The organism is Deinococcota bacterium, from assembly GCA_030858465.1.
In the GTDB taxonomy this organism is placed as follows: Bacteria; Deinococcota; Deinococci; order Deinococcales; family Trueperaceae; genus JALZLY01.
Map to the genome: position 1 here is coordinate 1 of JALZLY010000049.1, position 6,974 is coordinate 6,974.

General features: G+C 69.7%; 9 protein-coding genes. 1 reads left to right on the top strand and 8 read right to left on the bottom strand.

From position 1 onward, the window contains the following. From M3498_02525 to apaG, 3 genes are all read right to left on the bottom strand, one after another. A partial coding sequence (locus tag M3498_02525) for an FAD-binding oxidoreductase (GenBank protein MDQ3458171.1) occupies positions 1-315 on the bottom strand: 315 nt, incomplete at its 3' end. Next, positions 308-1,003 carry a tRNA (5-methylaminomethyl-2-thiouridine)(34)-methyltransferase MnmD gene (gene mnmD / locus M3498_02530; protein ID MDQ3458172.1) on the bottom strand — a complete coding sequence of 232 codons (696 nt, stop codon included), beginning with the start codon at positions 1,001-1,003 and terminating at the stop codon, positions 308-310. The genes M3498_02525 and mnmD, both read right to left, overlap by 8 nt. A gap of 98 nt (positions 1,004-1,101) precedes the next feature. Continuing rightward, positions 1,102-1,503, bottom strand: a complete 402-nt coding sequence (apaG, locus tag M3498_02535; GenBank protein MDQ3458173.1) for a Co2+/Mg2+ efflux protein ApaG — start codon at positions 1,501-1,503, stop codon at positions 1,102-1,104. A 64-nt stretch (positions 1,504-1,567) separates the two neighbouring features. On the opposite strand from apaG, the gene menC reads away from it, so the two are divergent. Next, positions 1,568-2,671, top strand: a complete 1,104-nt coding sequence (menC, locus tag M3498_02540) for an o-succinylbenzoate synthase (GenBank protein MDQ3458174.1) — start codon at positions 1,568-1,570, stop codon at positions 2,669-2,671. Positions 2,672-2,696: 25 nt separating this feature from the next. On the opposite strand, the gene M3498_02545 is transcribed toward menC, so the two are convergent. The 5 genes from M3498_02545 to M3498_02565 all read right to left on the bottom strand — a co-directional run. Further along, positions 2,697-2,915, bottom strand: coding sequence for a 4-oxalocrotonate tautomerase family protein (locus M3498_02545; protein ID MDQ3458175.1), 219 nt, complete (start codon positions 2,913-2,915; stop codon positions 2,697-2,699). Further along, positions 2,915-3,421 (bottom strand): hypothetical protein, encoded by a 507-nt coding sequence (locus tag M3498_02550; GenBank protein MDQ3458176.1) that lies wholly within the window; start codon positions 3,419-3,421, stop codon positions 2,915-2,917. The genes M3498_02545 and M3498_02550 overlap by 1 nt, the downstream gene beginning before the upstream one ends. A 139-nt stretch (positions 3,422-3,560) precedes the next feature. Next, positions 3,561-4,382, bottom strand: coding sequence for a hydratase (locus tag M3498_02555; protein MDQ3458177.1), 822 nt, complete (start codon positions 4,380-4,382; stop codon positions 3,561-3,563). An 8-nt stretch (positions 4,383-4,390) separates the two neighbouring features. Next, positions 4,391-5,260 carry an SMP-30/gluconolactonase/LRE family protein gene (locus M3498_02560; protein MDQ3458178.1) on the bottom strand — a complete coding sequence of 290 codons (870 nt, stop codon included), beginning with the start codon at positions 5,258-5,260 and terminating at the stop codon, positions 4,391-4,393. A 63-nt stretch (positions 5,261-5,323) separates the two neighbouring features. Continuing rightward, positions 5,324-6,974, bottom strand: a 1,651-nt coding sequence (locus tag M3498_02565) for an NB-ARC domain-containing protein (protein ID MDQ3458179.1), incomplete at its 5' end; no start/stop codon positions are given.

The window sequence follows — 6,974 nt, forward strand, 5'->3', positions numbered from 1 at the left end:
CCTGGCCTGCCGCGCGCTCGAAGCTACCCGCAAGACGCCCGTGCGGTGGGCGCCGGAGTCGAAGCCTTCGGCCTCGAGCGCGCTAATCAGCGCCCAGGTCGCCTGAAGCGCGCGCCGGTCGAAAGAACTGGCCTTGGCGCTGCGGCCGCGGTTGGGGTTCAACAGCGCCAGCGGCACCGACGAGGCGCCCTGCGCGCCTACGCGCCCGGCCTCGAGCAGGGCCACGCTGCGGCCGCGCCCCGCGAGCTCGAAGGCGAGCGTGCAGCCCGCGACGCCCGCGCCGACCACCGCGACATCCCACAGGGGGTCACCCATGAAAACGCGGCTTGGCCGCCACCAGCATCTCGCGCTTGCCGCCTATCGGGCCGGGGCGGCGCTCTACGGAGAAGCCGAGCCCCTCAAGCCGCCGCCGCACCTCGCCCTTGACCGAGTAGGTGCTCAAGCGGCCGCCCTCCTTTAGGCTCTGGTAGAGCCGCCTCAAAAAGTCCTCCGACCACAGCTCGGGGTTGGCGTCGGGGCTGAAGGCGTCCTGGTAGACGGCGTCGAAAGCCGCCCCCGGCAGGGCCTGAAGGGTCGCCTCGCCGAGGAGGAGCTCGAGCCTTACCCCCGGCTGGACGGCGAGGAGCCGCCGCCCGGTCACGGCGTTCAGGTCACCGAGTCCCTGGACGAGCGCGTCGAAGAGGGCGCCGCGGGCGAGCAGGTCACGGTAGCCCAGGCGGGTGAGCGTGTCGGCGTCGACGAGACTCTTGTCGAGCGCGCAGTAGTAGAGCGCCGCGCCCGAGCTCAGGGCCAGGTCGGCGCTGAGGAGAAAGTTGAGCCCGCTGCCGAAGCCGACCTCGAGCACCCTGGTGGGCGTTCTTGAGGCGAGACGCGCGGCCACGCCCGAGCCCTCCAGAAAGACGTGTCTGGCCTCGCTCAAGGCGCCCCGGTCGGAGTGAAAGGTCTGGCCGTAGCCTTCGCTGTAGAGGGTCTTGCTGCCGTCGCGGGTGGTCACGAGTCGCATGGCTCCAGTCTACCCGCGCCAGAGTAGCCGCGCCTGGCTGGACTGGCGGGTGACGCGCGTTGCAGTACGGGGAACGCGGCCACGGCTGTGGACGAGGGCTAGTTGAGCGTCCGCCCCTCCGGCTCGCCCAGAACGAACAGCGGCACCTCGAGCTCGAAGCGCTCGCCGCGCCCGTCAAGCATGCCGTAGCCGCCGCGCATGGTGCCGTAAGGCGTGGCCAGCGGACAACCGCTGCTGTACTCGTAGCTCTGGCCGGGGCCGATGACGGGCTGAACGCCGACGACGCCCTTGCCGCGCACCTCCTGGGTGCGGCCGAGCGCGTCGGTGATGAGCCAGTGGCGGTCGATGAGCTGGGCGCGCTCGGTGCTCCGGTTGGAGATGGTGATGGTGTAGCCGAAGAGGAAACGGTGCAACTCCGGTTGCGAGCGGTCGGGCAGGTAAAAGGAGCGGACGCTGACGCGCCAGAATTCTTTTGAGGTGTCAGGTGGTGACGCTTTCATCCGCCTAAGCCTAGCAGTTCGGCTCGGGCGACGGGGTATGCTGGGCGCGGAAAGAGAGGTAAAGGTGAAACTGGAGAGCATCGAACTTCGCGAGGTGCAAGTCAGGCTACGCTTTCGCTTCGAGACGAGTTTTGGCGTCGAGCAGGACATGCGGCGCCTGTTGGTGACGGTCTACGGCGAGGGACTCGAGGGCTACGGCGAATGCACCGCCGGCAACTTTCCCGGCTACTCCTACGAGTCGGTGGACACCTGCTGGGGCGCGCTCAAGGACCACATCATCCCCCAGGTCGTCGGCAAGAGCTTCGCGACCCCGGCGCAGCTTTTGGACGCGGTCAGGGCGGTGCGCGGCCACAACATGGCGATAGCCGGGCTCGAGACCGCCTTCTGGGACCTCCAGGCCAAGGCCGCCGGGCTGCCGCTCTGGGTGATGCTGGGCGGCACGCGCACCAGGCACCCCGTCGGCGCGTCCCTGGGCATCCAGGAGAGCGTAGCGGCGACGGTGGAGCTCGCTCAGGCCCACGTTGAACAGGGCTATAAGCGCCTCAAGTTCAAGATCAAGCCCGGCTGGGACGTAGCGCCCCTGCGGGCGGTGCGCGAGGCCCTGCCCGAGACGCCCTTGACCGTGGACGCCAACAGCGCCTACCGGCTCACCGACGCCCGCGTCTTTAGGGAGCTCGACGAGCTGGGCCTCGACTACATCGAGCAGCCCTTGGCGCACGACGACCTCGTCGACCACGCCGAACTGCAGCGCCTCTTGGCCACGCCCATCTGCCTAGACGAGTCCATCCACTCGCCCGAGGACGCCCGCAAGGGCCTGCAGCTCGGCGCGGGCCGGGTCATCAACATCAAGGTGGGGCGCCTTCGCGGCCACCTCCTGGCGCGGCGCAGCCACGACGTGGCGGTGAGCTTCGGCGCGCCGGTGTGGTGCGGGGGGATGCTCGAGACCGGGGTGGGGCGCGCCCACAACCTGCACCTCAGCGCCTTGGAGGGTTTTACCCTGCCCGGCGACACTGCCAGCGCCAGCCGCTACTGGGACGAGGACCTCGTCGAGCCGCTCCTCGACGCGGTAGACGGCGTGCAGCCCATCCCCGCGGGGCCGGGCATCGGCGTGAGCTTGAAGCGCGACCTGATCGACAGGGTGACGGAGCGGCAGGAGCGCTTTGCCTAGGGGCGGTGCCACCTTCAAGCTGACTTCAGCCCTCGTCCTCCGCCGACTCGCGCCGCCGCCGCAGCGTCACGCTCTCGCCGCCGATGCCCCAGTTGTCAGTCTCGACCTCCTCGATCACCACCACGGTGGTCTCGGGGTTCTTGCCCAGGACCCGCACGAGCAGCTCGGTCGCGCCGCGGATGAGCTCGGCCTTCTGCTCCTTGCTGGCGCCCTCCCTGGTGATCTTGATGTTGACGTAGGGCATCAGGCGAGGCCGAGGTAGAGCGAGGCCAGCCTGCCCTCCGGGTTCAGTTTCACGTCCATGACCGTGTCTCCTCGTTCGTAGCCTAGTTCGCTACCCTCCTCGTAGAGCTTGCGCTCCTGGGGGACGCCGAACAGGCTGGTGACAGCTTCTTCCGTCGCGCTGCCACTCAGGCCGAGCACCCGGGCCCCAGAGAAGACGACGCCCGCAAAGGGCTGGATGTAGTCGGGGTCGCCCTCGCCCGGCGGCTCGAAGACCGCGGTATAGCCCGCCGTCCTGGCCGCGCGGATGGTGACGACCAGGCCCCTCCGAAAGTAGACGAGCGTACCCTGGTGGGCGAGGCGGCGGTCCTCGGCCACGCCGAGAAAGGAGAGCGCATCCATCTCCGCGCCCAGAGGCACGCCGCAGAGCGTCTCCGCCGAGAGATCGAGCTCGAGCCGCCTATACGCATCCTCCTGCCAGTTCGAGCTGGGAAAGCCGATCCTGAGGAGGCGCTCCAAAAGGCTCACGCCGGCCCTCCCCGCAAGGGGCCAGGGGTCGCGAAGATGACTTGGGGCGCCGTCATAGCTCTCCTGGCCTCATTCTAAGCGCTTCGCTTCAAGGCGTGATGCGATTCGGCGCGACGGGGCCGGCTGCTTGTGCCCTGATCTAGACGAGGCTCAGCTCGAGCGCGGGCAAGTCCAGGCCCCTGAGCTCCGCCCGCCAGCTTTGGCCCGGCTCGACCGGCATCGCCGCGGTGAGCGAGCCTGTGGTGACTACTTCACCTGGCTTCGGGGCGTCCTCTTCGCCTTGAAGCTCTCCCGCCAGCCAGCCGAGCGCCAGGGCGGGAGAGCCGACTACGTTCTTCCCCGCGCCCGTGGCCGCCTCCTCGCCGCCTTGGTAGAGCGTCAGCTCGAGCGCTCGCAGCGCATTGGCCACTTTGCCCAGCCTCTTGCCCTCGAGCGCTTGCCTCTCTCCGATCACCAGCGCGCCGTGCAGGCCGTAGTCGGCGACGGCGTCGGCGGGCGTGAACTTCCAGTCGGGGTAGTGGCACTGGACGAGCTCGAAACCGAGGGCGACCCACTCGGCGGCTGCCAGGAGCGCCTCGGCGTCCTTCTCTACGGGAGGGGCCTCCCGAAGTCCAAACACGATCTCGGGCTCGAGCCGGGGCTGGACGAAGAGGTCGAGGGGCAGGGTCGCCCTGTTCGCCCCGGCGTCCTCCGGAGCGTCCTGCACCGTCTTGTCGTACATCGGCCCCCAGATCACCCTGTCCAGGCCCATGGCGGGCCAGACCGCCTGGTTGGTGAGGCCGATCTTGCGGCCTATCATCCTATAGCCGCCCTCCTGCAAGCGCCTCGAGAGCTCGCCTTGAACCGCGTAGGCGTCCTCGAAGGTAAGCTCGAGCCCTCTGATCGAGGGCGCGGGGAGCGTGCGGGCCTGCACCCGCGCTTCGGCCAACTCGTCGGCGAGCACCTTCTGCGCTTCGGTCATGTCCGTACTCATCCTTTGAACCGGGGCTCTTCGCGGCCCCTGACGCCGGGCGAAAAGCATACCAGCTTGCCCGCCAGCGGCTGCTCGGCGAGCGCCCCTTCGTCCAAATCGCGGCTCGCCGAGGTGACGTAGAGGGTGTCCAAGCCCGCGCCGCCAAAGGCCAGGCTGGTGGGGCTCTCCATCGGCATCTCATAAACGCGCTCGAGCTTGCCGTCCGGGTCGTGGCGCTCCAAGCGCCAGCCGCCGAACCAGCCGTTCCAGATGCATCCCTCGGCGTCGACGATGAGGCCGTCGGGCACGCCCCGGGCGTCCGGCTTGTGGATGAAGGGGCGGCGGTTGTCGATGTCGCCCGTCGCCGTATCGTAGTCGAAGGCGTAGACGGTCTTCGCGTCCGAGTCGGTAAAGTACATGAGCTTACCGTCCAGGCTCCAGCCGATACCGTTGGGCACGCCGTAGCCCGAGCCCATCTGGTGAACCTCGAGGTCGGGGCCTAAGCGGTAGAGGCTGTTGGCGTCGGCGCCGTAGGAGCCCGCCCAGTAGCGGCCTTCAGGGCTGGCGGCGCCGTCGTTGAAGCGCGTCTCCTGTGAGGGTTCGGGGTTATGGACGACCTCAAGTGCCGCGCCCGCTTGGGGCCGGTGAAAGGCGAAGCCCGCCTGCGTCGCCAGCAGTAGGCCGCCCCCCTCGCGCAGGGCAATCGCGCCCACCTTGACGCCGACCGCAAAGGTTTCCCTCTTGCCCGTATGCGGCTGCAGGCGGTGGTAGCGCCCTTCTTCGATGTCGGTCCAGTAGAGCCAACTCTCTTTCGCGTCCCAGATGGGACCTTCGCCCAGGGTGTCGCGCTCGCCAGCGGCGAGCGTAAGCTCGGGGGTAAGCGTCATGAAAACCTCCTCACCCTACCATGACATGGACGCAAGAGCCGGACCGCCGCCATGCTTACCGTCCTAGCCAGGGCGCTTGCGAAGCGGGCTGGACGCGTTTAAGGCTTGCGCGACGATGTCCTCGAGCGACGCGGCGAGCGCTCCGACGGCGGAGAGCAGCCGCGAGCGCAGCGGCGCCCAGGCTTCGTCACGCTCGGCCACCTCGAGCGCCTTTTCCAGCCACTGCCCGCCCTCGTGCAGGTGGCTGCGGTAGTACCAGAAGTGAAAGAGCGCCACCGCCAGCTTGAGACCGACTTCGGGCGCGCCGCCCGCGAGCGACCAGCGGAGCGCAGCGCGCAAGTTGTCCTGTTCCCTCTCGAGCCGCTCGAGCCAGCGCGCCTGCTCTGCGCCGCGGTGCTCGGCCTCGGCCTCCTCGGCCAGGCGCAAGAAAACGCGCGCGTGGGCGGTCTGTACCATAGCTTCTTCCTGGGGCTGCGCGGCGAGTTTCTCGCGGCTGTAGCCGTAGACGAGCGGGTGGCGGTCGAAGCGGCCGTCCCCTTGCACGCGCAAGAGCGACTTGTCGGCGAACGCGGCGAGCAAAGGAATCGTTGCCCCCGCCACCTCCGCGGCCGCCGCGCGGCTGAAGCCGCCCTCGAAGACCGAGAGCTTGCGGAGCGCAGCCTGCTCGGCTTCCGTCAGGAGCCGCCAGGAGTAGTCGAAGGTAGCGCGCAGGCTGCGGTGGCGGGCGGGCGCGCCGTGCGCCGCCGTCAGCAGGTCAAGGTCGCGCCGCAGTTCCAGGGCGACGTCCTCAGGCGGCATGAGCCGCACCCAGGCGGCGGCCAGCTCGATGCCGAGAGGCGAGCCTTCGACCAGGCGGCAAAGCTCTAAGACGGCGGGCAGCGCCTCCGTGGTTAACGCAAAGTCGAGCTTGGCGCGGCGCGCCCGCTGCCAGAAGAGCTGGACGGCCTCCTGTCTCCGCGCCTCCTCAGGGCTCCCCAGGGCATCGGGTACGGGCAGGCCTTCCAGTATGAAGCGCTGTTCTTCGGCCAGGCCGAGCGGCGCCCGCGAGGTCGCCAGGACCTTGACCCCGGCGCCGGCCTGCAAGAGCCGGCGGACGAGCTCGGTACTCTCCGGCAAGTGCTCGCAGTTGTCGAGGACGAGCAGGAGGCGCGTGTCGCCGAACGCTCTGGCGAGCTCGGCCAGCGGCTCGCCCCGGCCCGGCAGACTGAGGCCGAGAGCGCGCGCGATGGCGGTGGGGATGAGCTCGCTGGCGACGAGCGCCTCGAGCGCGACGAGATAGACCCCCTCCCAGCGCCCCCCGCGCAGCTCCTGGCGGGCGGCCTCTAAGGCCAGGCGCGACTTGCCGGCACCGCCTGCGCCCAAGACGGTGACGAGCCGCGTGTCCGCCTCGGCGAGGAGGCGGGTGAGCTCGACGAGCTCCGGGTCGCGCCCGACGAAGGAGGTCGGGGACGGGGGCAGGTTGTGGGGCGTGCGCGGCGCCTCGGCCCCTTCCCGGAAGAGCTCCGCCCGCGCCTCCTCACGGCTCGGCGTGAGGACGAGGCCGAGCTCGGCGGCTTCCTCCAGCAGCTCCGCAGCGCGAGGGCTGCCGCCGGCGACGAGGAGCCGGTAGAGCCGCGCCAGCTCCTCGGCGTCGGGAGGGGGCGCGCCGGGGAGCGCGAGCGCTCCCTGTGCCCGGCGCGAGGGCGAGATCGAGGCCATCAACATAGACCTGCAG

What these genes read in the sequence shown, in the direction of transcription:
- M3498_02555 (MDQ3458177.1), bottom strand. Translation starts at nt 4,382, where the DNA reads ATGACCGAAGCGCAGAAGGTGCTCGCCGACGAGTTGGCCGAAGCGCGG.
- M3498_02560 (MDQ3458178.1), bottom strand. Translation starts at nt 5,260, where the DNA reads ATGACGCTTACCCCCGAGCTTACGCTCGCCGCTGGCGAGCGCGACACC.
- M3498_02545 (MDQ3458175.1), bottom strand. Translation starts at nt 2,915, where the DNA reads ATGCCCTACGTCAACATCAAGATCACCAGGGAGGGCGCCAGCAAGGAG.
- apaG (MDQ3458173.1), bottom strand. Translation starts at nt 1,503, where the DNA reads ATGAAAGCGTCACCACCTGACACCTCAAAAGAATTCTGGCGCGTCAGC.
- mnmD (MDQ3458172.1), bottom strand. Translation starts at nt 1,003, where the DNA reads ATGCGACTCGTGACCACCCGCGACGGCAGCAAGACCCTCTACAGCGAA.